14 protein-coding genes and 1 pseudogene are annotated in these 23,986 nt (G+C 70.7%); 11 read left to right on the plus strand and 4 right to left on the minus strand.

Going from position 1 to position 23,986, the window contains the following annotated elements; translation table 11 throughout:
• Positions 1-335 precede the first annotated feature (335 nt).
• The 11 genes from NOO62_RS31735 to NOO62_RS31785 all read left to right on the plus strand — a co-directional run bounded on the left by NOO62_RS31735 (position 336) and on the right by NOO62_RS31785 (position 20,242).
• Positions 336-8,408 (plus strand): non-ribosomal peptide synthetase, encoded by an 8,073-nt coding sequence (locus tag NOO62_RS31735; RefSeq protein ID WP_268774225.1) that lies wholly within the window; start codon positions 336-338, stop codon positions 8,406-8,408.
• 60 nt (positions 8,409-8,468) lie between these two features.
• A complete protein-coding gene (locus NOO62_RS31740) occupies positions 8,469-8,723 on the plus strand; it encodes an acyl carrier protein (RefSeq protein WP_055565149.1) in 255 nt (84 codons plus the stop codon).
• The gene (locus NOO62_RS31745; protein ID WP_268774226.1) at positions 8,720-9,889 is read left to right on the plus strand and encodes an acyl-CoA dehydrogenase family protein; all 1,170 of its coding nucleotides are present in this window, start codon (positions 8,720-8,722) and stop codon (positions 9,887-9,889) included. Before NOO62_RS31740 ends, NOO62_RS31745 begins: the two co-directional genes overlap by 4 nt.
• A gap of 1 nt (position 9,890) precedes the next feature.
• On the plus strand, positions 9,891-10,943 hold the full coding sequence (locus tag NOO62_RS31750; protein WP_268774227.1) for an HAD-IIIC family phosphatase: 1,053 nt from the start codon (positions 9,891-9,893) through the stop codon (positions 10,941-10,943).
• The gene (locus tag NOO62_RS31755; RefSeq protein WP_268774228.1) at positions 10,940-11,527 is read left to right on the plus strand and encodes a 1,2-dihydroxy-3-keto-5-methylthiopentene dioxygenase; all 588 of its coding nucleotides are present in this window, start codon (positions 10,940-10,942) and stop codon (positions 11,525-11,527) included. The genes NOO62_RS31750 and NOO62_RS31755 overlap by 4 nt, the downstream gene beginning before the upstream one ends.
• Positions 11,528-11,671: 144 nt before the next feature.
• Positions 11,672-12,442 carry a hypothetical protein gene (locus NOO62_RS31760; RefSeq protein WP_268774229.1) on the plus strand — a complete coding sequence of 257 codons (771 nt, stop codon included), beginning with the start codon at positions 11,672-11,674 and terminating at the stop codon, positions 12,440-12,442.
• Positions 12,439-14,703, plus strand: coding sequence for a hypothetical protein (locus NOO62_RS31765; protein ID WP_268774230.1), 2,265 nt, complete (start codon positions 12,439-12,441; stop codon positions 14,701-14,703). The genes NOO62_RS31760 and NOO62_RS31765 overlap by 4 nt, the downstream gene beginning before the upstream one ends.
• A gap of 2 nt (positions 14,704-14,705) precedes the next feature.
• Positions 14,706-16,460, plus strand: coding sequence for a hypothetical protein (locus NOO62_RS31770; RefSeq protein WP_268774231.1), 1,755 nt, complete (start codon positions 14,706-14,708; stop codon positions 16,458-16,460).
• Between the two features lie 31 nt (positions 16,461-16,491).
• On the plus strand, positions 16,492-17,172 hold the full coding sequence (locus tag NOO62_RS31775) for a vWA domain-containing protein (protein ID WP_268774232.1): 681 nt from the start codon (positions 16,492-16,494) through the stop codon (positions 17,170-17,172).
• Positions 17,173-17,186: 14 nt separating this feature from the next.
• Positions 17,187-18,557 (plus strand): protein phosphatase 2C domain-containing protein, encoded by a 1,371-nt coding sequence (locus tag NOO62_RS31780; RefSeq protein WP_268774233.1) that lies wholly within the window; start codon positions 17,187-17,189, stop codon positions 18,555-18,557.
• A complete protein-coding gene (locus tag NOO62_RS31785; protein ID WP_268774234.1) occupies positions 18,554-20,242 on the plus strand; it encodes a hypothetical protein in 1,689 nt (562 codons plus the stop codon). The genes NOO62_RS31780 and NOO62_RS31785 overlap by 4 nt, the downstream gene beginning before the upstream one ends.
• Before the next feature lie 176 nt (positions 20,243-20,418).
• On the opposite strand, the gene NOO62_RS31790 is transcribed toward NOO62_RS31785, so the two are convergent.
• The 4 genes and pseudogenes from NOO62_RS31790 to NOO62_RS31805 form a co-directional block, all read right to left on the minus strand.
• Positions 20,419-21,135, minus strand: coding sequence for a Crp/Fnr family transcriptional regulator (locus NOO62_RS31790; RefSeq protein ID WP_268774235.1), 717 nt, complete (start codon positions 21,133-21,135; stop codon positions 20,419-20,421).
• A gap of 25 nt (positions 21,136-21,160) precedes the next feature.
• A complete protein-coding gene (locus NOO62_RS31795) occupies positions 21,161-21,688 on the minus strand; it encodes a Pycsar system effector family protein (protein WP_268774236.1) in 528 nt (175 codons plus the stop codon).
• Between the two features lie 160 nt (positions 21,689-21,848).
• Positions 21,849-22,036, minus strand: a pseudogene (locus NOO62_RS31800) (CorA family divalent cation transporter); the annotation flags it as partial.
• Positions 22,037-22,950: 914 nt separating this feature from the next.
• Positions 22,951-23,640: a hypothetical protein gene (locus tag NOO62_RS31805; protein WP_268774237.1), complete on the minus strand. Its 690-nt coding sequence runs from the start codon at positions 23,638-23,640 to the stop codon at positions 22,951-22,953.
• Between the last annotated feature and the right edge of the window lie 346 nt (positions 23,641-23,986).

Consider the following 23,986-nt stretch of genomic DNA (forward strand, 5'->3'; position numbering starts at 1 on the left):
ACGTCAGCTCGGCTTGGTCACCCGATTCGCCAGGGAATGACCCGCCGATGGGCCAGATGTGCCTGCCGCGCCCCACTGAGGAATGTCTGCACAGCCCCCGCCTCCGTTCATAGTGCTCCCCCCGTATCGGAGCCATGAGTTGAAGGGACACTACAACCGGCACTGCGGGCTGTACATGTGACCCCCGTCACAAGAGCGTCCGAAGCAGGTCGGAGCCCGGTCGCAGTGTAATCAATGCAACCGGGGCCGGTCGACGTGATGTGTGATTATGTGGACCGCCCGGCGAGTGCCGGGGTGCATGCACGTCACTGCGGGGGACTTGGATGACTGGTCCGATGGATGAGCAATGGCCCTTAACGGCAGCCCAGTCAGGGGTGTGGTTTTCCGCTTCCCTCGGGCCCGATTCCTCGGTCTACAACGTCGGTGAGCGCGTAGAAATCCACGGGCCGATCGATACGGAAATTCTCGGTGCGGCGTACGAGGCGGCGCTCGCGGAGGCCGATGCACTGCGGCTCGCCGTGCTGGAGGGTCCGGAAGGGCCGGTTCAGATATTCGACCGTGCCGATCCGGTGGCCGTGCGGCGGCTCGAATTCGCCGGTCGCGAGGATCCGGTCGCGGCGGCCGAAGCGTGGATGGCGGCGGACGTGCACTCCGCCTTCGATCTCGAACGGGGCCCGTTGTACGCGCCGGCTCTGCTCACGGTCGGGCCGAACTTCCATATCCTGTACAGCCGTTATCACCACGTCATCATGGATGCCTGGAGTTCCGCGCTGATCACCCGGCGTACCGCCCAGCTCTACTCGGACAGGGTGGCGGATCGCCCCGACAGCGGCATCCCGCTCTCCCCGTTCCGTGATCTGGTGGAACGTGAGGCGTCCTATCGCGGCTCGGAAGAGGGCGAGGACGACCGCCGCTATTGGCTGAAACGGCTGCATGACGCACCCGGCCCGGTCACGCTCTCCGGCCGCCCCTACCGCGCGCCCCAGGACATTCTCCGCAGGCGGACCACGCTCGGCGCAGGCCTGTCGCAACAATTGCGTTCCGCCGCCGCCGGGCTCGGCGTCAGCCTTTCGGTATGGGCCGTGACGGCGACCGCCGCTTATGTCAGTGGTGTCACCGGAGAGAGTGTCATATCCGTCGGACTTCCCCTCTCGGGGCGCCTGGACGAGGCCGAACGCAATACCCCGGGAATGACGGTCAATGTCGTCCCGTTGCACATCGCGGTGCGCCCGGAAATGCCTCTGAAAAAGCTTGCCAGAAAAGTCTGGGCGCAGACGACTCGCGCTTCGCGGCACAGTCGTTTCCGTATGGAGGATCTGCGCGGCGAACGTATGCGCATGACCGGGGGAGAGCTCCCCTACGGACCCGTGGTCAATGTCATGGCTTTCGACTACGACATACGCTTCGACGGTCACCCGGCAAAAGCGAGCAGCCTCTCGCAGCGTCACACCGAAGACTTCTCCTTCGCGTTCTATGAAGGCGAAGGCGCCTTCCATGCAGGCGGCGAGGGCGAGCACGGAGGTGAAGACGGCGGCCGCATCGAGCTGTACTTCGACGCGAACGACCGTATGTACAGCCGGGCGGAAATGGACGCCCACGTCGAGCGATTCCTGCTCTTCCTGGAACGCATGGCGGAAACGCCCCCGGACCGGCCCGTCGGCTCGGTCGGCCTGCTCGGCGCCGATGAGCGCGAACGTCTCCTGGACGTGTGGGGCAGCGGTCCGACGGTGGAGGTGCCGGAGGTGACGGCGCCGGCCGCGTTCGAGGCACAGGTCGCGCGGACTCCGGATGCCGCGGCACTGGTGGCGGCGGACGGCAGCACCGTGTACTCGTACGCCGAGCTGAACGCCCGGGCGAACCGTGTGGCGCGACTGCTGACGCAACACGGCGTGGGACCTGAGCAGTTGGTGGCGCTCGCGCTGCCGCGGTCACCGGAACTGATCGTGGCCGCGCTGGCTGTGCTCAAGGCGGGCGCGGCCTACCTGCCGCTGGACGTCGAGTATCCGGTGGAGCGGCTTCGCTTCATGGTCGAGGACGCCCGCCCGAGCGTGCTGCTGGTGGACTCCGCGGCCTTCCCTGCGGGGTTGACGGGTGGCTGCTCCGTCGTTTCGTTGAGCGACCCGGCCGTCGCGGACCGCCTGGCCGGCCTGTCGGCTGCGGACCTGACGGACGCGGACCACGGGGACCACGCGGGCCACGCGGGCCACGCGGAACGGCTGGGCGTGACAGCGGCGGAGCATCCCGCGTATGTCGTCTATACGTCGGGTTCGACCGGCACCCCTAAGGGTGTGGTGGTCCAGCATGCGGGGTTGGTGAATCTTGCTCTGGCTCAGAGCGATCGGTGGGGGATCGGTGCGGGTAGTCGTGTGTTGCAGTTCGCGTCGCCGAGTTTCGATGCTGCCGCGTCGGAGGTTTTCACGGCTCTGTTGACGGGTGGTGCGCTGGTGGTGGCCGATGCGGATCGGCTCATGCCGGGGGAGGCGTTGACGTCCGTGCTGGTGGGGGCGGGCGTCACCCACTGCACTCTGCCGCCGTCCGCGCTAAGCGTTTTGGATGCGGGGCGGGTGCCGGCGGGGATGACGCTGGTTGTGGCGGGTGAGGCCTGTGATCCGGGGACGGTGGGGCGCTGGTCTGTCGGGCGGCGGATGTTCAACGCGTACGGGCCGTCGGAGGCGACGGTGTGCGCGACGGTGAGTGCGCCGTTGTCGGGGGTGGTGGTGCCGTCGATCGGTGGTCCGATCGCGAACGTACGGACGTACGTGCTGGATGCGGGGTTGTCGCCGGTGCCGCCCGGGGTGCCGGGTGAGTTGTACGTGGCCGGGGCGGGTGTCGCGCGCGGCTATCTGAACCGTCCGGGGCTGACCGCGGGGCGGTTCGTCGCCGACCCCTACGGGCCCGCCGGGTCGCGTATGTACCGCACCGGTGACCTGGCGTCCTGGGACACCGATGGCACTTTGCGCTTCCTGGGGCGCACCGATGACCAGGTCAAACTGCGCGGTTTCCGTATCGAACTCGGCGAGGTGGAGGCGGCGTTGGCGGCTTCCCCCGGTGTCCGGGCCGCTGCGGCCGTCATCCGGGAGGACCGCCCCGGTGACCGGCGCCTCGTCGGCTACGTCGTCACCGACGACACCGTCGATACCGCTATGGACGTCGACCTGGTCAAGAAGACCGTCGCCGCGCGGCTGCCCGACCACATGGTCCCCGCAGCCGTCGTCACCATCGACGAACTCCCCCTCACACCGAGCGGCAAGGTGGACCGCAAGGCGCTGCCCGCCCCCGACTACAGCGGTACGGCGACGTCGTCGCGGGCTCCCCGCGACGCGCGCGAGGAGATCCTGGTCCCGCTCTTCGCGGACGTCCTCGGTGTCGACCAAGTCGGCGTCGAGGACAACTTCTTCGACCTCGGCGGACACTCCCTGCTGGCCATGCGCCTGATCGGCCGCGTGCGCGCCGTCATGGGTGTGGACCTCGGCATCCGTGATTTGTTCGCGGCCCCGACGATCGCCGCCCTGGCCCGCACCGTCGAGGCGGCGACGCACCAGGTCGACCGCCCGGCCCTGGCGCCCGCCACGCGCCCCGACCGCATGCCGTTGTCGTCCGCGCAGCGCAGGCTGTGGTTCCTGTACCGGATGGAGGGGCCCAGCGCGACGTACAACGTTCCGGTGGTGCTGCGACTCTCCGGCGCTCTGGACGCCGACGCGCTGCGTGCCGCGCTGCACGATGTCGTGGCGCGGCACGAGGCGCTGCGCACGGTCTTCCCCGACGTGGACGGTCAGCCGTACCAGGACATTCGCCCGGCCGCCGAGGCACGACCGGTGGTGGACGTCGAGAAGGCCACCGAGGCGGAACTGACCGGCGCGGTGGACCGCGCGGTGCGGTACGCGTTCGACCTGGCAACGGAACTCCCGGTGCGCGCAACCCTGTTCCACCTCACGGACACCGCCGACGAGCACGTACTGGTTCTGGTGCTGCACCACATCGCGGGCGACGGCTGGTCGATGGGCCCCCTCGCCGCTGACCTCGGTGCGGCCTACGCCGCCCGGTGCGCGGGACGGGCACCGGCGTGGACGCCGCTGCCGGTGCAGTACGCCGACTACACCCTGTGGCAGCGCCAGGTCCTTGGGGACGAGAACGACCCGGGCAGTGTGCTGACCACCCAGCTGGACTACTGGAAGCAGGCGCTGGCCGGGCTGCCGGAACGCCTGGAACTGCCGACCGACCATCCGTATCCGGAGCAGGCCGGATACGAGGGTGCGACCGTGCCGGTGTCCGTGGACGCCGAGGTGCACCGGGCCCTCGTCGAGCTCGCGCGGTCACGGCAGACGACCGTGTTCATGGTGCTGCAGTCCGCCCTGGCCGTGCTGCTGCACCGGCTCGGCGCGGGCACGGACATTCCCCTGGGCACGCCGGTCGCGGGCCGGGGCGAGGAGGAACTCGACGATCTGGTCGGCTTCTTCGTCAACACCCTCGTGCTCCGCACCGACCTCTCCGGCGACCCCACCTTCGCCGAACTCCTCGACCGGGTCCGCACGAGGAACCTGAGCGCCTACTCCCACCAGGACATCCCTTTCGAGAGCCTGGTCGAGGCGCTCAACCCGACCCGCTCCCTGGCCCACCACCCCCTCTTCCAGGTGATGCTGGCCTTCAACAACGTGCCGCGCACCACGCCGGACTTCGCCGGGGTGAAGGCCACGTCCCGGACCGTGCGCGTCCAGGCCGCACGGATGGACCTCTCCGTCAGCCTCGCCGAGCAGCACGACGCCGAGGGTGCGGCCGACGGGATCAGCGGCGTCATCTCGTACCGCACCGACCTGTTCGACCACGGCACGGCCACCGCGATGGCCGCGCGGCTCGTCCGCGTACTGCACAGCGTCGCCACCGACGCGGAGCGGCGCGTCGGCTCGATCGAGGTGCTGTCCGGCGACGAGCGGCACCGCATCCTGGAGGAGCGGAACGACACGGTGGTGCCGGTTCCCCGCACCACCGTGCCGGAGCTCGTCCAGGCCAGGGCGCGGGCCACACCGGACGCGACCGCCCTGATCGCCTGCGGCCCCAGCGGCTCGCCCGACGGCCCCGACCTCACGTACGGCGAACTCAACACCCGCGCCAACCGGCTGGCGCACCACCTGATCGAGCAGGGCGTCGGCCCCGAACACATCGTCGCCCTCGCCCTGCCCCGCTCGCCGGACCTGATCACGGCCATGCTCGCGGTCCTGAAGACAGGCGCCGCCTACCTGCCCGTCGACACGGCCTACCCGGCCGACCGCATCCGTTTCATGCTGGAGGACTCCCGTCCCACCCTCGTCCTGACCCGCACCACAACCAGCGCGCTCCGGCCCGAGGACACCCGTACGGTCCTCCTCGACGACCCCACCCTCCGGAACAGGCTGGCCACCCGGCCGGGCACCGACCCGACCGACGCCGACCGCCTGACGCCACTGGACCCCGCTCACCCCGCGTATGTCGTCTATACGTCGGGTTCGACCGGCACCCCTAAGGGTGTGGTGGTCCAGCACGCGGGGCTGGTGAACCTCGCCCTCGCTCAGAGCGATCGGTGGGGGATCGGTGCGGGTAGTCGTGTGTTGCAGTTCGCGTCGCCGAGTTTCGATGCTGCCGCGTCGGAGGTTTTCACGGCTCTGTTGACGGGTGGTGCGCTGGTGGTGGCCGATGCGGATCGGCTCATGCCGGGGGAGGCGTTGACGTCCGTGCTGGTGGGGGCGGGCGTCACCCACTGCACTCTGCCGCCGTCCGCGCTAAGCGTTTTGGATGCGGGGCGGGTGCCGGCGGGGATGACGCTGGTTGTGGCGGGTGAGGCCTGTGATCCGGGGACGGTGGGGCGTTGGTCTGTCGGGCGGCGGATGTTCAACGCGTACGGGCCGTCGGAGGCGACGGTGTGTGCGACGGTGAGTGCGCCGTTGTCGGGGGTGGTGGTGCCGTCGATCGGTGGTCCGATCGCGAACGTACGGACGTACGTGCTGGATGCGGGGTTGTCGCCGGTGCCGCCCGGGGTGCCGGGGGAGTTGTACGTGGCCGGGGCGGGTGTCGCGCGTGGCTATCTGAATCGTCCGGGGCTGACCGCGGGGCGGTTCGTCGCCGACCCCTACGGGCCCGTCGGGTCGCGTATGTACCGCACGGGTGACCTGGCGTCCTGGGACACCGATGGCACTTTGCGCTTCCTGGGGCGCACCGATGACCAGGTCAAACTGCGTGGTTTCCGTATCGAGCTCGGCGAGGTGGAGGCGGCGTTGGCGGCTTCCCCCGGTGTCCGGGCCGCTGCGGCCGTCATCCGGGAGGACCGCCCCGGTGACCGGCGCCTCGTCGGCTACGTCGTCGCCGACGACACCGCGGGCACCGTCGATACCGTTATCGACGTCGACCAGGTGAAGAAGACCGTCGCCGCGCGGCTGCCCGACCACATGGTCCCCGCAGCCGTCATCACCATCGACGAGCTGCCCCTCGCACCGAGCGGCAAGGTGGACCGCAAGGCCCTGCCCGCCCCCGACTACGCGCCCACCACCCGCACCCGAGCCCCCAGCACCCCGCAGGAGAAAGCCCTCACCGGCCTCTTCGCCGACGTCCTCGGCCTCGACGCCGACCGGGTCGGCGTCGACGACAGCTTCTTCGCCATCGGCGGCGACAGCATCAGCTCCATCGTGCTGGTCAGCCGCGCCCGCGAACACGGCCTCGACCTGTCGCCGCGTGACGTCTTCCGGCACCAAACGGCACGACAACTCGCCCATACGACAGCCAAGTTGGAGGGCGGCGGAGGCGCGCCGGACACCGACGACGGGACCGGCTCCGTACCGCTGACGCCCATCATGCGGTGGCTCGTCGAACCCGAGCACGCCTATGAGGCGTTCTTCCAGGCGCGGCTCGTCCGGGTCCCGGCAGGTGTGGGGCGCGAGGGGATGGTCGATGTTCTGCAATCCCTCATCGACCGGCACGACCTCCTGCGGGCCCGTCTGACACGGGAGGGCGCCCAGGGCGACTGGTCGCTGGCCGTCCCTCCGGCGCGGAGCCCGGAGGCGCTCACGGCCGACGCGGCCCTGACCCGGGTGGACTGCACCGGCGCGACGGCGGCCGAGCGTGAACAGCTGCTCGCCGAACACGCCACGCTCGCGCAGGGCCGCCTGGCGCCACGCGACGGTGTGATGCTCCAGGCCGTCTGGTTCGACCAGGGCCCGCAGGAATCGGGCCGCCTGCTCCTGACGGTCCACCACCTGGTCGTCGACGGTGTCTCCTGGCGCATCCTGCTGCCCGATCTCGCCGCGGCGGGAGCGGCCGTACTCGACGGCCGTACGCCGGAGCCGGCCGCCGTCCCCACCTCCTTCAAGCGCTGGGCGGAGCGGCTGCACGCGCTGGCGGGCGAACCGCGGACCACGGGCGCCCTGCGGTACTGGACCGAGGCCCTGTCCGGCGCCGAACCCGTCATCGGCCGTCGTCGGCCGAGTCCGGACGACGACACGGCGGCGCGGCTCGAAACGCTGCGCGTGACGGTTCCGGTGGAGTTGTCGGAGGCGCTGCTCACGCGGGTGCCGAGCACCCTGCACGCAGGTGTCGAGGACGTACTCGTGACGGCGTTCGTGCTGGCGGTCAACCAGTGGCGTGCCACACGCGATGCGCCGGGCGAGGCATTCTTCGGCCCCGGAGGCGCATCCGGTCCTCTCGGGGGCACATCCGGTCCTCCCGGGGGCGCGTCCGGGGCGACCGGCACACCCCCGGCCTCCGGTGGCGCCTTCGGCGCGACGTCCCTGCTGGTCGATGTCGAAGGGCACGGGCGGGAGGACCTGTTCCCGGGCGCCGACACCTCGCGGACGGTGGGCTGGTTCACGGCGGTGGCACCGGTGCGGCTCGATCCGGGCCGGGTGTCCTGGGGCGAGGTCCGGCGCGGCGGACCGGCCGCCGGGCGGGTCCTGCAGCGCGTCAAGGAACAGCTTCGTGCGGCGTCGGAGCAGCGGATCGCGTACGGCCTGCTGCGCTACCTCAACCCCGAGACCGCCCCTGGACTCGCCGCGCTCCCAGGAGCGCAGGTGGCGTTCAACTACTTCGGGCGGGTCGGTCCGGGCCGTTCCCACCCCGACGGCGACTGGCAGCAAGTGGGAGGCAGCACCCCCACGGGCGGCCTCGACCCCCGGATGCGTCTGACGCACGCACTGATGGTGAACGCGGCGGCAACGGACGGCCCGTCCGGGCCGGAGCTGTCCGCGACGTGGTCGTGGCCGCGCGACGTGCTGACGCGCGGGGACGTGGAACGGCTCGGCGAGGCCTGGGTCGCGCATCTCAAGGCGCTGGCCGCGCACGCCGAAGGGCCCGACGCGGTCGGCCGTACGCCCTCGGACCTCTCCCTCGTCAACCTCAGCCAGAGCCAGATCAGCCGCCTTGAGAAGAAGTGGCGCGGCAGGCGGTGACGCCGCGCGCGTCGACGCCACCGCCCCGTTCGACCATGTGAGTTGGAGTGTGATGTTGCAGTGACTGCCGTCTACGAGGACGCAGCCGTCCGATCCCGTGTGCTCGACTTCCTGTCGCGGTACGTGGACGACCCCGCCGAACTGGAGGGCATCCAGCTGATCACCGGCGGAGTGCTCAGCTCGCTGGCGACCGTCGCGCTCGTCAGCCACCTCGAGAAGGAGTTCGGCATCGGCATCGATGACGACGACCTGGAGATCGAGAACTTCGACACACTGGACAGCATCGTGCGGTTCGTGCAGGGGAAACAGGCATGAGCGGGCCGCCGACGGCCGCGGGCGAGCTGGGGCGCCTGCTGCTGCCGCTGGCCGACGAGATCGAGGCGGCGAAGACGGTGCCCGCGCACGTCGTCGAGGCGATCGCCCGGTCCGGCGCGCTGGCCGCGATGGTGCCCGCGGAGTACGGGGGACGCCCGGTCGGCCACCTTGAGTACGGCGAGCTGAACCGGGCGGTGGCCCACACGTCGGCGTCGCTGCAGAGCCTGCTCACCGTGCACGGAATGGTGTGCGCGAGCCTGAGCCGCTGGGGGTCGGAGACCGTCAGGCAGCGGCTGCTGCCGCGCCTCGCCTCCGGCGAACTGATCGGCGCGTTCGGCCTCACGGAGGACGGCGCGGGCAGCGACGCGCAGGCGGTCGGGACGACGGCGACACCGGAGGAGGCCGGTGCCGCGGAAACCATGTGGCGTCTCGACGGCACGAAGCGCTGGCTGTCCTTCGGACAGCTCGCCCACTGCTTCCTCGTCTTCGCCAAGCACGGCGACCGCAGCGTGGCCTTCCTCGTCCAGCGGGACGACCCGGGCGTCACGGTGGTCCCCAGCCGGCCCACCAGCGGCTTCCGCAGCGCCATGCTCGCCGACCTGCACCTGGAGGGCTGCCGCGTCCCCGCCGACCGCATGGTGGGCCGCCCCGGCTTCGGCGTGTCCCAAGTGGCGGGCAGCGCCCTGTCGTTGGGGCGGCTCTGTGTCGCGTACGGCTCACTCGGCCTCGCCGAGGCGTGCTGCGACGCGATCCTCGCCCACACCAGCAGCCGCAAGCAGTTCGGCGGGCGGCTGATCGACCTGCAGCTCGTCCGCGGCCTGATCAGCGACGCCGTCCTCGACACCGAGGCGGCACGGCTCCTGTGCGAGCAGGCGGCACGGGCCATGGACACCCAGGACGACTGGCTGATCCAGCACGTGCTCACCGCCAAACTCGCGGCGTCCCGCGCCGCGGACCGGGCGTCGGCCGCCGCCGCCCAACTGCACGGCGCCGCGGGCATGGTGGAGGGCGGCCCCGTGGACCGCTGGGTGCGGGACGCGCGCGTGATGCAGATCATCGAAGGCAGCACGCAGCTGCTGCAAGACCTACTCGCCGAGGAGAGCCTGCAACGCTTCCGGGTACGCAGGCGCCACCCGCACCATCCGTTCGAAGCAAGCAGGAGCTGACATGCCGAGTGAGCTGGTCAAGTGTGTCGTCTGGGACCTCGATGACACCGTGTGGGAGGGCATACTCTCCGAAGGCCCCGGGGTGAAGCTGCGCCCCGGTGTCCGTGAACTGATCGAGACGCTCGACGAGCGCGGCATCCTGCAGTCGATCGCCAGCAAGAACGACGAGAAGGCCGCACTCGACGAACTCGAACGGCTGGGCATCCGCCAGTACTTCCTCGTCCCGCACGTCTCGTGGCAGCCGAAGTCGGCGCTCGTCCAGAGCATCGCGGAGCGGCTCAACATCGGCGTCGACACCCTGATGTTCGTGGACGACTCCGCCTTCGAGCGGGCGGAGGTCGAGTTCGTACACCCGCAGGTGCGGTGCGTGGACTCCGTGGACACCCCGGACCTGCTCGACCGCCCGGAGCTGACCCGGCCCGTGACCGAGGACGGGCGCGCCCGCCGCACGCTGTATCTGCAGGCGGAGGAGCGCACCGCCTACGAGCAGTCGTTCGCGGGACCGCAGGTCGAGTTCCTCAGGTCGCTGGACATGCGGCTCACCGTCGCGGTGGCCACCCCCGAGGACCTGGAACGCGCCGCCGAACTCACCGAGCGCACCCACCAGCTCAACACGACCGGCCTGACCTTCTCCAAGGCGGAGCTGCGCGAACTGATGGCGCGGCCCGACCAGACGCTCCTGGTCGCGCGGCTCACGGACCGCTTCGGCACGTACGGCACCATCGGTCTCACCCTCGTCGGCAGGACCGCGGAGGAGTGGCGGATCCGCCTGTTCCTGATGTCCTGCCGCGTGATGGGCCGCAACGTCGGGGGCGCCATCCTGCGCTACCTGGCACAGACGGCGGAAGCCGAACAGGTGCGCCTGACGGCGGACTTCAGGCCCACGGACGTCAACAAGGCGATGTACACGGTCTACCGCCTGGCGGGCTTCAAGAAGACCGCCGTCGACAGCCCCGTGCGGGTGCTGGAGATGGCCCCCGGCCTTCCGCACACCTACCCCGACTACCTCGCCCTGTCACTGCCCGATGAGAACGCGTTGAGGAGTGCGCCGTGACCCTGCTGATCACGTGGCCGGATTCCGGCCCCGACACCGTCGTACACCGAATCGTCGACCCCGCCGAGATCGCCGCCGCACTGGCACCCGCGGGCGTGCGCTACGAACAGTGGGCACTCCGCGCCGGCCTCCCCGAGGACCCGGACCCCGAAACGGTCCTGAGTGCCTACCGGGACGACGTGGACGGCCTTGCCGCCGCCGAGGGCTTCACCACCATCGACGTCGTGGGGCTGCGTCCGCGGAAGGAACTGGGGTGGCGGCTGACCGCCAAGGCCGAGCGGAAGAAGTTCCTCAGCGAGCACACCCACGACGACGACGATGAGGTGCGCTTCTTCGTCGCGGGCGCCGGAGCCTTCTACCTGCACGTCGACGGTGCGGTGCATGGCGTGCTGTGCGAGGCGGGGGACCTGTTGGGGGTGCCGCGGGGGACCAGGCACTGGTTCGACATGGGGGCGACACCGTCGTACACCGTCATTCGCTTCTTCCACGACGAGGACGGGTGGATCGGCAACTTCACCGGCAGCGACATCGCCTCGAAGTTCCCCGACTTCGACGGAATGGTGGCGGCACGCAAGGATAAATGATTCTCCGAACTCCTGTCGCAAAGCGTTTACGGCCAATCTCACGAGTACGTCACATGGCGTGGACCTGCTCTCTCGCGATGCCGTCTACTGGTTGAGCCGATTGGTCGGCAGCACCTGGGCGGGGAGCACGGGGGAGGTCCGCACATGCCTGAGGAAACCCAGCATCACTGGATCATCACGCTGGACGTCGAGAATTTCAGTCCGCGCCGGGACCCTGTGCAGCGACGAGTTCGGGCCGCGATGTACCGGGTTCTCGACGGCGCGATGGAGCGTGCGGGAATCGCGGCGGCGGACGCCGTCTCCGAGGACCGCGGCGACGGCGTGCTCATGTTGATCCGGTCGTCCGTGTCACCCGTGATGATCGCCGGACCGTTCGTGCGCGAGCTCGACGAAGGGCTCGGTGAGTACGCGCAGGAGGCCAACGAGGACCACGCCGTCCGGCTCCGGATGGCACTGCACCAAGGCATGGCCACGCGCGACGAGCGCGGCTGGTCGGGCGACGCCGTCAACACGACCTGCCGGATCGTCGACGCCCAGCCGCTGCGCGACGTCCTCGCCGCCGCCCCGTCGGCACGGATGGCGTTCGCCGTGTCGGACGAGGTCCACCGAGCGGTGATCCGGCACGGCCACCGGGGCATCGACCCCGCGGCCTACCTGCCGTTCGACCTCACCACCAAGCACGGGGAGACGATCAGCACCTGGGCCACCGTCCCCGGCTACGCGGCGCCACCGGGACTTCCCCGGCCGGCCGCCGAGCCCCCCGTTGACCAGGAGCCGCCCGCCACCGCGGGCGGACAGCCCGGCTCCGCCGCCAGGCAGCCCGCCGTCGTGCAGAACGCACAGACCGTGCGGGGCGACCAGGTCGCAGGACCCAAGCACGTCACCGTCCACACCACGGGGAAGGTACGGCTGTGACGGCGGCAGCGGCGGGAGGAGGACCCCCGGCCGCCGGTGATCCAGGGGGGAGCCAACCGGCGGCCGGGGCCGGGGGACCCGGGGCGGGCGGAGCGCCCAAGCCGCCCGCCCCGGGAGCGGGGCAGGAGCCGAAGAAGGACGGGCAGGACGGCTCGCCCCAGGCCCGGACCGCCGAGGCGGGCGAGGGCGGAGCCGAGACTCCGCCGCCTCCGCAGTCCGGCCCGGGCGCGGAGTCGTACGAGGCGACCGGTCAGCTGGGCCAGGGTTCGCAACGCCGCGGACTGCTCCAGAACGCCGTCGCCAACGTCGAGGGCGACATGGTCGGCGGCGACAAGTACGTGCTGGTGCTCGGCGGCCAGAGACGCAGACTGCGGAAACTGTCCCCACTCGTCGCGGAACGGATCCGGTTCGCCTACTGCACACCCGCCGACCTGCCCGACGCCCGCGACGCGCTGACCCGGCAGCGGCTGCTCATCCTGCGCTCGGCGGCCGGTTACGGCAAGTCCGCGATGGCCGTACGGCTACTGCTCGGCGCGTGCCGAGGCGCGGTCTACCACCTGGACAGCGGCGTCGACTTCGCCTCGCTGGCCGAGCAGTTGGAGAACGACAGCGGGACGATCGAGCGCGGCGTCGGCTTCCTCCTGGAGCGGCCCGAGGACATCGGAAAGCTGGGCCGTGAGACGTACGAGAAGGTGCAGGGCGCACTGTCACAGGCGGACGCGTGGATGGTCGTCACAGTGGCGGCCGGTGAGCTGGCCGACGGTGAACTCCTGTCCGGCGTGCGGGATCTGACGGACGCTCCGCAGCCCATGGAAGTCGTACGCTCGCATCTGCGCTGGCGGCTTGGGGAGCGCGACGCCGACCGGCTGCTGGCGCGCGAGGAACTGCACGAAGTGATCACCGAGCTGGTGGGCGGGCTGCCCGCCTGCCGGCAGGCGGGGGACCTCGCCGCCGCCATGATCGAGCAGTACGACCTGCTCGGCGGCGTCGACGTGAAGAAGCTGCGGGAACACCGGGCCCGGCTGGAGGCGGAGGACTTCGAGATCTGGGCCGAGAGCCTGCCGGACGCCGGCGCGCGCAGCTTCGCGCTCGCCCTCGCGGTGCTCAACGGGCTGCCGCAGGAGGACGTCGCCCAGGCCGCCCGTTCGCTGCGCGAGCGACTCGAGGACGACGGACCCTACCTCCGCGCGCCCGGTCCCGACGGGCGCCCCGTCCGGTCCAAGGACCTCTTCGACACGCCACGGCGGCGGCAGCTGCAACACCTGCGCGCCCACGAGCAGCCCAAGCCGGGCGGCGAGCCCGGAACAACCCTCGAATACAAGGACCCCGGATACGCGCGCCGGATGATCCTGCACGCCTGGACCCAGTACGAGATCCAGGGTGAACTCCTCGACTGGCTCAGCGAGTTGGTGGTCCACCCGGCGGAGCAGGTGCGCGTCTACGCGGCGGCCTCCGGGCTCGGCGTGCTGGCCGCCGAGGCCTACCGCCACATCGAGCGCCGTGTCCTCGGGCCCTGGGCGCGCAGCGACAGCGCGCTGCGCCGCACCGCCGTCGCCTACGCGCTCTCCGTGGCCTGCCAGAACCCCTGGGTGCGGGAGCAGGCGACCACTCTGGTGGGCGGCTGGTACGCCGACGAGCGGGTCCAGGTGCGGGCGGCCGCGGCCCGCGTGCACGGGCTCGGCGCGGTGCGGGGGCGTCCCGTGGAGGAACTCGCCCGGCTGTTCGTCGTGGACAGCGTGACGGTGGCCGTGGCCGTGGGGTGCGCGCTGGCCGACCTGGTCGCCGACGATCCCGACGCGGCGGGCCAGGTGCTGCCCATGCTGCGCGACAGGACCGGCGACCACCGCTCGGGCCGGGCGGCGGTGCTCGCCTTCCTGATCGTCGCGGCACAGGTGGTCGTCGAAACGAAGGACGTCGAGCCGGGAGCCGCGGTGCCCGAGTGGCCGACGCTGCTGTTCCTCGCGCACCGGCGGCCCGAACTGCGCGACGCCTTCGTGTGGTTGTGGCGTGCCGCGCTGAACGAGTCCTTCTTCCACGACGAGGCGGAACAGGTCGTCGGCGACTGGGCGAAGCTGGCCGAACGGGACTCCGAACTCCGCGAGATGTTACGGCTGCTGATCGGCGCCATCGCCCACGGCGACCAGCGCTCGGGCCGGATCCTGCGCTCCTGCGCCGACGACTGGGCACACCCGGACCGGATCGTCACGCTGCCCCGCACGGCGGCCATGGTGCACGCGCAACTCGACTTGGAAGGGGCGTGACGATGACCGTCTCCCTGCTTCTCAACGAACAGATGATCTCCCGCAACCGGGTGGGCGAGCTGCCCGACCTGCCGCCCGCGGTGGCGATCGTCTACCCGGTGGAGGGCGGCCCCTTCGAGGTCGAGACCGTCCGCACCTTCGGGCAGCGCTGGTTCGGCAAGAACCGGTCCTGCTACGTCGTCGACCTCAGTGACCACCGACGCCAGGCGGCCATCACCAAAACCCCGCTGACCTGCAAGGACGGCGGACATCGCTTCAGGGCCACGATCGACATCGGCTTCCGGGTGCACGACCCGGCGTCAGTGGTGCGCAGAAACGTACGGGACGCGCTGCCGGTGGTCTACGGATACCTCACCCACCGCATCCTGCTGCAGGTCGCGCAGTTCGAGATCACCCAGGCCAGGGCCGCGCAGCTGGCCGTCAACCAGGAGCTGGACCGGGAGATCCCGCTGCCCGAGGGCATCACCATCTACCACTGCAAGGTCCAGATGGAGCCCGACGAGGCCGCGGCCCGGTACGTCCAGGAGCTGGAGGAGTCGCGGCGCCGGGCGAAACTCGGCGCGCACGTTCACGAGGCCCGGCGCTCGGAGGCCTACTCCGACGAGGACATCGAGGACATCAGGGCGGCCGGCCGCAGGCGCAGGCAGGCGGAGGAGCGGGCCGTGCTGGCGAGCACACGACTCGACTTCGACAACCTGATCCGCGAGCACCTGGTCCGCCACCCCGAGGAGACCACGCACGCCCTCGAACTGCTGGCGCGGGTCCGGGAGGCCGAGGCCACCCAGCACGAGATACGCGATCAGCGGCATGCCGAGATGGTCAAGTACCTCATCGACCAGGGCGTCGTACGCGAGGTCGACCTGCCCGGCCTGCGTCAGGGAGTGCTCGGTTCGAGTACGTCGGGCACCGGAGTCGCGGGCGTGCTCGAGCGGCCCGACGCCGGGCGCCCCGCCTCCTTCACCTCCGGTGCGACCCCGGGCAGCCCGGACTACTCGGCGTCCGCTCCGGCCGCGGTACAGGGCGGGCCGGTGCAGGGCGGCTCGGTGCAGGGCGGCTCGGTGCAGTGGGGCGGCAGCACTCCGACGCCCGCCGCGGCGCCGCCGAGCGGTCTCGTCCCCGTGTACGTCGTCCTGGACACCTCGCAGGCCGCGGCGGGCTGCGTCGCCGACCTGGGCAACGCGCTGCGCTCCGTCCAGTCGTTGCTGGCCAACAGCCCCGACGTGGCCGCCGCCGTCCGGCTCTCGGTGATCACCTACGCCGACGGCGCCGACGTGGTCCTGCCGCTCACCGAGGTCTCCTGGCGCACCGGCGTCCCGGGACTGAACACGGCACCGGGCTGCCGGTACCGGCCGGTGCTGCGGCGGCTGCTCGACCTGGTGCCGCTGGAGACGGAACGGCTGAAGGAACAGGTGCCCAGGGTGCTGCGCCCGGTCGTCTTCTTCCTGACCGTGGGCCAGCCCGAGGACGACCAGGAATGGCCCGCGGCACACGACGAGTTGATGGCGCACAAGTACTTCCCGCACATCGTGGCATGCGGCATCGGAGCCGACAGGGACCGGGTCGTACGACGCCTCGCCTCCCGGCCCGAGCTGGGTGTCGTTGCCGTCGAGGGCGCGGCTCTCGCGCAGTCGGCGGTGCAGTTCTCCGTCCTGCTGCAACAGACGCTGCTGCACCTCGGCCGGAGCGCGATCGCGGGCGGCATGGAGTTGAGGCTCGACTGCCCGCAGGGCCTCCGGCCCGTCACGCGGGAGCAGTAGTGCGGTTGCACAGTAAGAGGGGAGAACTGGGATGGCTGAGACGCTCGGACATTTGCTGCCGGTGTACGTCCTCGCCGACGAATCGGGCTCCATGGCGAGCTACGTCGGTGACCTCAACGAAGGAATGAAGTCGCTGCACGTCGCGCTCCTGGGGGAGCCGATGGCCGCCGCGAAAGTACGCTTCACCGTCCTCGGCTTCGCGAGCGGCGTCGTGGAACACCTGGTGCTCGCCGACCTGAGAAGCGAGAACGAACTGCCCCGGCTGTCGGCGGGCGGCGGCACGAACTACGACGCGGCGTTCGCGGCACTGCAGCAGCGCATCCCGCAGGACGTGCAGACGCTCAAGTCGCAGGGGTACAAGGTGCTGCGCCCCGCGGTCTTCTTCCTCAGCGACGGCCAGCCGAACTGCGGAGAGGAGTGGCGCCGGACGCACGGCCGGCTCGTCGACCGCGCGGTGACCGGAGCGGCGCCCAACGTCATCGCCTTCGGGATCGGCGGGGCCCAGGCCGAGACGATCCTGGCCGTGGCGACCGAGCCGAAGTTCGCGTTCATCTCGATCCCCGGTGCCCAACTCGGCGACGCGATCGCCAAGTTCTTCACCGCGCTCACCAGGAGCGTGGTCGAGTCGGCCAACGCCCTTGCCGCCGGCCAGCAGGCCGAACTCGCGGTGGAGAAACCCGAAGGCTTCCGGCTCGCGATCGACGAGGTCTGATGGTGGACAGGTGGATGCCCCGCCGGCGGAACAAGAGCCGGGAAGACGAGCGACGGGCCGAGCCCGAAGCCCCGGACGCCGACACGGCGGGCGCCACCGACCGGCCGCCCCCCGACCCGCGCCGGGCCGGGGACCCGGACACGCCCGCGCCGCGTGAGGACGACAGTACGTCACCGCCCGCCGGTCACGTCGACGCGTACGTGGTGCCCGACTACCCGGTCGAGGGCTACGACGTACCCGACTACGAAGTCCCGCCCATGGACCCCCCGAGGCCCCTCGACTCGGGACCGTCACTCGACTCGGGACCGTCACGCGACCCCGGACCGTCCCTGGACCCCGCACAGCCATCGGCCCCGCCCCCGAGGCATGCCCCACCGCCCCAACACGCCCCGCCACTCCAGCACGCCCCGCCACCCCGTCACGCCCAGCCGCCGTCCCGGCACCCGTCGGCGCCGCGGCACGGCTCAGCACCGCGGCACGCGGCGCCTTCGTCCCCCACGGCGACGGAGCGGGTCGTGCTGGGGACGCCCGCCGCGCACGTGGAGCCCAAGCCGCCGCCCGGCGATCCCTACCGTCCCGACACCCTCGCCGACGGGTGGTCGAGCCCGGAACTGACCGTACGGCTGGCATCCGTACGAGGGGACCAGCACCGTTTCGACGGGCGGCCACGGCAGGACGACGTCGTCGTCGCCTGGCACGAAGGGTCGGCCACGATCGTCTTCGCCGTGGCCGACGGTGTCTCCGCGGCCGAGCAGTCGCACGTGGGCGCCGCGCTGGTCTGTCGTACGGCGGTCAACGACCTGCTGGTGCAGCTGGGCGAGGAAAGGACGGACCCCGACTGGACCCGGGTGCTGCAAGCGGCCCGGTACCAGCTGCTCATGCGGGTGGCCCGCGGCCGCGGCCGCGAACCGGACGACGAAGACCTGGCGGAGGCCATCCGCACCCTGGCGACGACCCTGGTGGTGGGCACGGTCGCACTGGCCGAGAACGGCGGCATGCACGTCACGCTGGTGCACGCCGGGGACTCCTCGGCATGGTGTCTGCACGAGGGAGCGTTCGCCCCGCTGCTGAGTGACAAGAACAGCGGGCCCGGTGACATCACCAGCAACGCGGTGGCCGCGCTGCCGCGTCTGTCGAGCCGCGCCCACGCGCTGTCGTACGTCCTGCCCGCGGACAGCGTCCTGCTGGTCGGCACCGACGGTTTCGGCGATCCGCTCGGCGACGGCTCCGGCCTGGTCGGCGAACTGTTCGCGGAGCTGGCGGTGCGCCCGCCCGAGCCGCGCGGCCTGGCCCATCTGCTGGACTTCTCCCGGGAGACCTTCGACGACGACCGCACGCTGCTCGCCGTCTGGCCCCGGCACCAGCTCCCCGGCGGTGTCACGTGACCGGGGCCGGGGCGGCGCGGATCGCCCTTTCGGACCTGGTGCTCGGCGCGGAGCTGGGCGGCGGCGGACAGGGCAAGGTCCGCGCCGTCGAGAAGCGGATGGTCAACAAGAGCTGGCCGGTGGTCTACAAGGAGTACAAGCCGGATGTCCAGGGGCAGTTGCGGGTCGACGCGCTGGAGCGGATGGTCGCCTTCCTGCCCGGCCAGCCGCCCGCCGTCGGGCAGTGGCTGGCCGGGCACACGGCCTGGCCCGCCGTTCTGGTGTCCGACGGGCCACAGGTCAGCGGCTTCCTGATGCGACAGATCCCGGACGAGTTCTTCCTCACCATGCCGACGGGCGGCAGGAAGACGGCGGGTTTCGAGTTCCTGCTCAACTCGCTGACCTACGTCAACAGAATGGTGGGCCACGTGACGCCCCGCCAGGTCTTCGGTCTGCTGCTCTCCTTCGCCGACACCCTGGAACGGCTGCACCGCCTCGGCGTCGTGGCCGGCGACCTCTCCCCGAAGAACCTGCTGTTCTCGCTCTCCGGCCCGCGGCCCGACTGCTTCCTCATCGACTGCGACGCCATGGGGCTGAGCGGCGACTGGGTGCTCAAGCCCGTACAGACGCCCGGCTGGCAGCTGCCCGACGGCGAGGCCCCGGAGACACCGGAGGGCGACCGCTACAAGTTCGCGCTGCTCGCGGTGCGGCTCTTCCTGCACGAGCAGCACGGGAAGGACTCCGCCGCGCTGCGCCGGATGGACGGCGCCGTGGCCGACCTGGCCGAGCGCGGCCTGAGCCGACGGCCCACCGACCGGCCCGCCCTCGCCGCCTGGCTCGACCCTCTGCGCCGCGCCTTCGACAGCGCCCCCCTGACCTGGCCGACCGCCGCGCAGGCAGGTCCGCGGACGGCGACGATGCCGACGGTGACCATGCCGACGCCGGGCGCGCCGACAGCGGGCCCGGCCCCCGCCGGTACGGCCACCGGCAGCACACGCCCCGCAGCCGCACGCCCCACAACCGCACGTCCCACCACCGCTCCACGACAGCCCAGCGCTCCCGCCGGTGCACGAAGGACCACGGTCGGCGGCACGGCGCCCCAGCCCCCCGCCGCGCCCTACACCTCTCCCGGAGGCTCATCCTCGTCGGGCGGGACGGGATCCGTGATGGGCTGGGCCGTCATGATCGGCATCATCGTGCTGGCCGTCTGGCAGGTGGCGACGCGCATGGACCTCGGGAGCGGCGGAAGCGAGGCCATGGACACGCGCGAGGAGCAGGCGACAGCGCTGCACACGGTCCTGGCGCAGAACGCCGGACGCCGCAGCGGGGTCGCCGACGCCGTGCAGTCGACGATGAACTGCCGGGGCCTCCAGGAGAACCGGCGAGTCTTCGAGAGAGCGGCCGACGCACGGGCCGACCTGGTGGGCAAAGTGGATGCCCTCTCCCTCGGCCGACTCGCCGACGGCCTGGCGTCGGACCTGCGGAAGGCCTGGCAGAGCTCGGAGGACGCCGACCGGGCCTACGTCCGGGTGGTCGACACGGTGTCGGGCAACTGCTCGACCCCCGCCGTGACCGGATCGCGTGCCTGGCGGGACGCGGCATCGGCGAACAACGACGCGACGGCGGCGAAGAAGGACGTCGTCGCCGCGTGGAACCCGGTCGCGCGGGAGTACGGTCTGGACACGTTCGCCTGGTCCGACCTGTGACCACACCTGGTCCGACCCATGAACCACCGCCGGACCTGCGAACAGCCGCCCGCCCCGTGAACCACCGCCGGACTTACGAGCAGCCGCCCGACCCGTGAACCACGGCCGGACCTGCGAACAACCGCCCGACCCGTGAACCGCTGCTCGGCCTGTGAACCGCCAACCCACCCGGCCCCTCAGTGGACGCCCTCCCGCACCCGTTTCAACGCGTCCGCGTTGTGGACGGTCACATGGGTGCGCCCGGTTGTCACCCATCCCTCTGCCCGCCATTGCTCCAGCACGCGGCTGACGGTTCTGCGGGAGCCGAGCACCAGGCCGGCGAAGTCGTCCTGGGACAGCGGCAGACCGATGTCCACGGCTCCGGAGGCGTTGCGGCGGCCGTGGCCCGCGGCGAGGTCGAGCAGCAGGGCGGCCAGACGCGTGGCGAGGGGATCGGCGCCGACGGAGGTGCGCTGCCGGTCGGCGTCCCGCAACCGCGCGGAGAGCACCTGATGGACGGCGCCGGTGATGGCGGGATGGTCGAGGGCCGCCGCCCGGAACGCCTCGCCGGGTACGACCAGGGCCTGGACCGCTATGAGAGCGGTGAGCGTGGCCGATCGCGGTCCTCCGTCCAGCCAGGCCTGCTCGCCGAGGAGGTCGCCGGGGCCGCGCAGGGCCAGGACCGCCTGATAGCCGGCGGCGGCAATGGTGGTGACCTTGACGCAGCCGCGGCCCAGGACGAGGAGATGGTCGCTCAACTCGTCCTGCCGCAGCAGGTGTTCGCGGGGCGTGAACTCGGCCACCCGGCCCGCCTCGCGGAGTGTCCGCCGGGCCATGGCGTCCAGCTGGTTCCAGAACGGAGTGCGTCCGGGCCGGTGTCCGAGCGAACCGCTCTCCCGGAAGTCCGTGGTCATCCCCACCCTTCCCGCCTCCCTCCCCTCAGCCGAACAGCCCCGCGACCGTTATCAGCGCGCAGCCGCCCACCGCGGTGAGCAGCGACTGCCGTACGAGCCGTTGCTTGATCCACACGATGCGGCTCATCTCGACCAACTGCCGGGTCAGCGCGGGCAGCGGGGCGTGCCGACCGAGGCGGTCGGCGAGTTCGTCCGGGCTCCAGTGCCGCAGGTGGCCGTAGAAGATGAAGTCGTCGGCGTGCTCCGAGCGTACGCGGCCCGCACGGTTGTGGCGAGGCAGAACGGCGAGTATCGCGAGCACGGCGGAGAGAGCGAGCAGGGCCAGCCCCGTCCACAGGACCGTCCTCATCGGCACCCCCGAGACGCTGCCGAGCCGGTGCCCGGAGCCGGACAGAGCGGCCGCGCCCGCGAGAGCCGCGGACTCCATCGCCAACGCGAAGGAAGCCTTGCCGTCCACGGTCCGGGTCCACTCGGCCAGCACGCAGTGCACCTGCCAGGCGGTTCTGGTCGCTTCCTCACGGGTGACCGGCACACCGGGGACACCGTCGGACACGGGGCGCACCCCCTCGCGATCGGCGGACATCTGCACCGAACCGGCACACGAGGACGCTACCCGCCCACCCCCACACGCAACCTCCGGCCTGACGACGCCGGAACGCGGTGGGTGCGCCCGCTAGGGCGAGTGCCCCTGAAGGCGGCCACCGGCGCCCTTGAAGCCAGTCACGCCGCATAAGAATCACGCACAAGCCGACGCAGACAACCCCCATCAAGCCGACCGCAATTGGGAACACCCGAAACCGGCACCCAGCTCCGGCATGTGGTTCGAAGTTCATGCCGCAGATCGTTCCCACCACCGTGGGCGCAACAGTATGGCTGCCGATGAGGAGATCTTCTTGGAGTTGTTCTCCACATGGTGCTGACCTGCGGAAGTTATGGGTGATCTGCTTTGACCTGTGGTGACGGCCTCCCCAACGGTGCTCCGTTCTCCCCGGGAACTCCCCAGCATTGGGGGCCCGTGCAGTAGAAGAGGGTGGTGTCCAGTGGTCCTGGTTTGTCGCGGTGTCACACCCTGAACAGTTGCCTACGTGTCGTTGAGGGACGGCGAACTCCGGCTTGGCGATTGCGTGCCCTGCCGCTCAAGTCGCGGACCGTCCTTAGATCGCTACTCCGCGTATGAGGGGGCTGGGCATGGCCGCAGGCGGGTCGGCGTCGCGACGGGCGCAGGAGGCATGACGGCAGGAACGGCAGCTGCGTGACAGTGGCAGGCTGCCCGCCGACAGGCGCGTCAGTGGGAAGCCGCGACTGAGAGCGAACACCGTTTTGCTGCCCAGCTGTTGGTGCTCACTGAACGTGGCTGGCAACTGCTCGTGGAACGTCGGTGGCCGGGATCGCGTTCCGCCAATGTGGACATGCTGCTGGTGGGCCCGGCGGGTCTTTGTCGTCGACGCCAAGAACTGGGCGTCTGCTGCAGAGGCTCTAGGTGGCAAGCTACGTGCCGGGGGCGAGCCGCGCGATGAGCACGCGGCGAAGCTCCTGGCCGTGACCAAAACCGCTGAGAGCGCGGTTGCTTCCCTTGGGCTGTCTCCGGTGACAGTTCAGCAGGCGTATGGCAGGTTCGGAGTCGTCGACGGCGAGGTGACTTTGTGGGACCTGGTATCGGGTGACGTTTTCCCGGTGCCATCCGACTCGGTACAGCTTCTCCTAGCCGGGGACGGCGATCCAGGCGACTCCATTCCCCGCAGCTGCCGTACATGAGGCGGGTGATTGCTGCTCCTGGGCCGCACATCATCGGTGCTAATCAAGGTCGAGTGCACGTCACTCGGCCAGGTGGCCCTGCCATGACTGCACCTGGACGGCCGTGGTCGGCCACTGGTGGTTCCAGTCCCCACTCGGATAGCGAATCTTGGCTTCCTGCATCTGCTCCTCGTGCCAATGAACTTGCTTTTGGTGCAGGGAAAACGAGGAGAGTCGTCCGATAGACGCGTAACAAGCCCCGATGATGTACGCCACGATGAGCGAGGCTTTGGCGTCGTGGCTCGGATGACCGGGGCAATCGTGCGTCACGCCGTACCACTTGGCAACGGCTTCTAGCGAACGTCGGCCGAAGCGGAAGGGGGCGGCTTGCCGGTCAAGGACGAGAGGGTCGCAGATCGGCTTCAAGCCGTTGGGTACCCGATCAGAGAGGGGCCTGAGCTCGTGCCGCAGTAGTTCTGTCTCCAAGGTTGTCAGCACGTAGGGGGCGTGCCATGCAACAAGCGGGGCCGGAGTGGCCATATGGGAGGCGAGGATGGTTGCCAGTTCGTCCAGGGCCCGTGCTGCATCCGTTCCGTCGGCTCGAGCCCGTTTCAACGTGATGCCGTGGTGCTTGTTCGGGGCCACGGACAGTGGCGCGGGTCCAGGGGCAATCAGCCAGTCCTGGCTCGTTCCGGCGTTGGTGTGCACGGCGGCGCCCAGGATTCGGTCGATGGTGTACCGGTTGCCTGTGGTTGCGATGTCCACGGCCATGAGGGGCTTACGGTGCCAGCCTGGGTGACCGCCACGGGACGGTGGGGTGAGGGCCGGGACGTGTTCTGGGTGGCATACCTCCCAGCCTCCATACTCGGGGAAGAGTAGGGACCCGAGCCCAGCCGGGACCAGCAAGCCACAGGTGACGCACTGGCCATCCTGTCGGTTCGGTAGTAACGCGGAGATGTCAGAGGTGATTCCGCCGGGTGCAGAAGGTGGTTCGTGGTCTGGGTGGTAGACCACCCAGTTCCTCGATCGGCTCTGGAGCAGTACACCGGTCTCGGCGGCCACGGTTTCGCCACATCGGGCGCACGGTTTCGCGTACTTGTTGCTGCGGTCTGAGCCA

Source organism: Streptomyces sp. Je 1-369, assembly GCF_026810505.1.
Taxonomy (GTDB): Bacteria; Actinomycetota; Actinomycetes; order Streptomycetales; family Streptomycetaceae; genus Streptomyces.

Excerpts from the sequence above, each read along its gene's own strand:
- NOO62_RS31770 (WP_268774231.1), top strand. The coding sequence starts at position 14,706 with ATGACCGTCTCCCTGCTTCTCAACGAACAGATGATCTCCCGCAACCGG.
- NOO62_RS31750 (WP_268774227.1), top strand. The coding sequence starts at position 9,891 with ATGCCGAGTGAGCTGGTCAAGTGTGTCGTCTGGGACCTCGATGACACC.
- NOO62_RS31735 (WP_268774225.1), top strand. The coding sequence starts at position 336 with ATGGATGAGCAATGGCCCTTAACGGCAGCCCAGTCAGGGGTGTGGTTT.
- NOO62_RS31790 (WP_268774235.1), bottom strand. The coding sequence starts at position 21,135 with ATGACCACGGACTTCCGGGAGAGCGGTTCGCTCGGACACCGGCCCGGA.
- NOO62_RS31760 (WP_268774229.1), top strand. The coding sequence starts at position 11,672 with ATGCCTGAGGAAACCCAGCATCACTGGATCATCACGCTGGACGTCGAG.
- NOO62_RS31805 (WP_268774237.1), bottom strand. The coding sequence starts at position 23,640 with ATGGCCGTGGACATCGCAACCACAGGCAACCGGTACACCATCGACCGA.
- NOO62_RS31775 (WP_268774232.1), top strand. The coding sequence starts at position 16,492 with ATGGCTGAGACGCTCGGACATTTGCTGCCGGTGTACGTCCTCGCCGAC.
- NOO62_RS31745 (WP_268774226.1), top strand. The coding sequence starts at position 8,720 with ATGAGCGGGCCGCCGACGGCCGCGGGCGAGCTGGGGCGCCTGCTGCTG.
- NOO62_RS31780 (WP_268774233.1), top strand. The coding sequence starts at position 17,187 with ATGCCCCGCCGGCGGAACAAGAGCCGGGAAGACGAGCGACGGGCCGAG.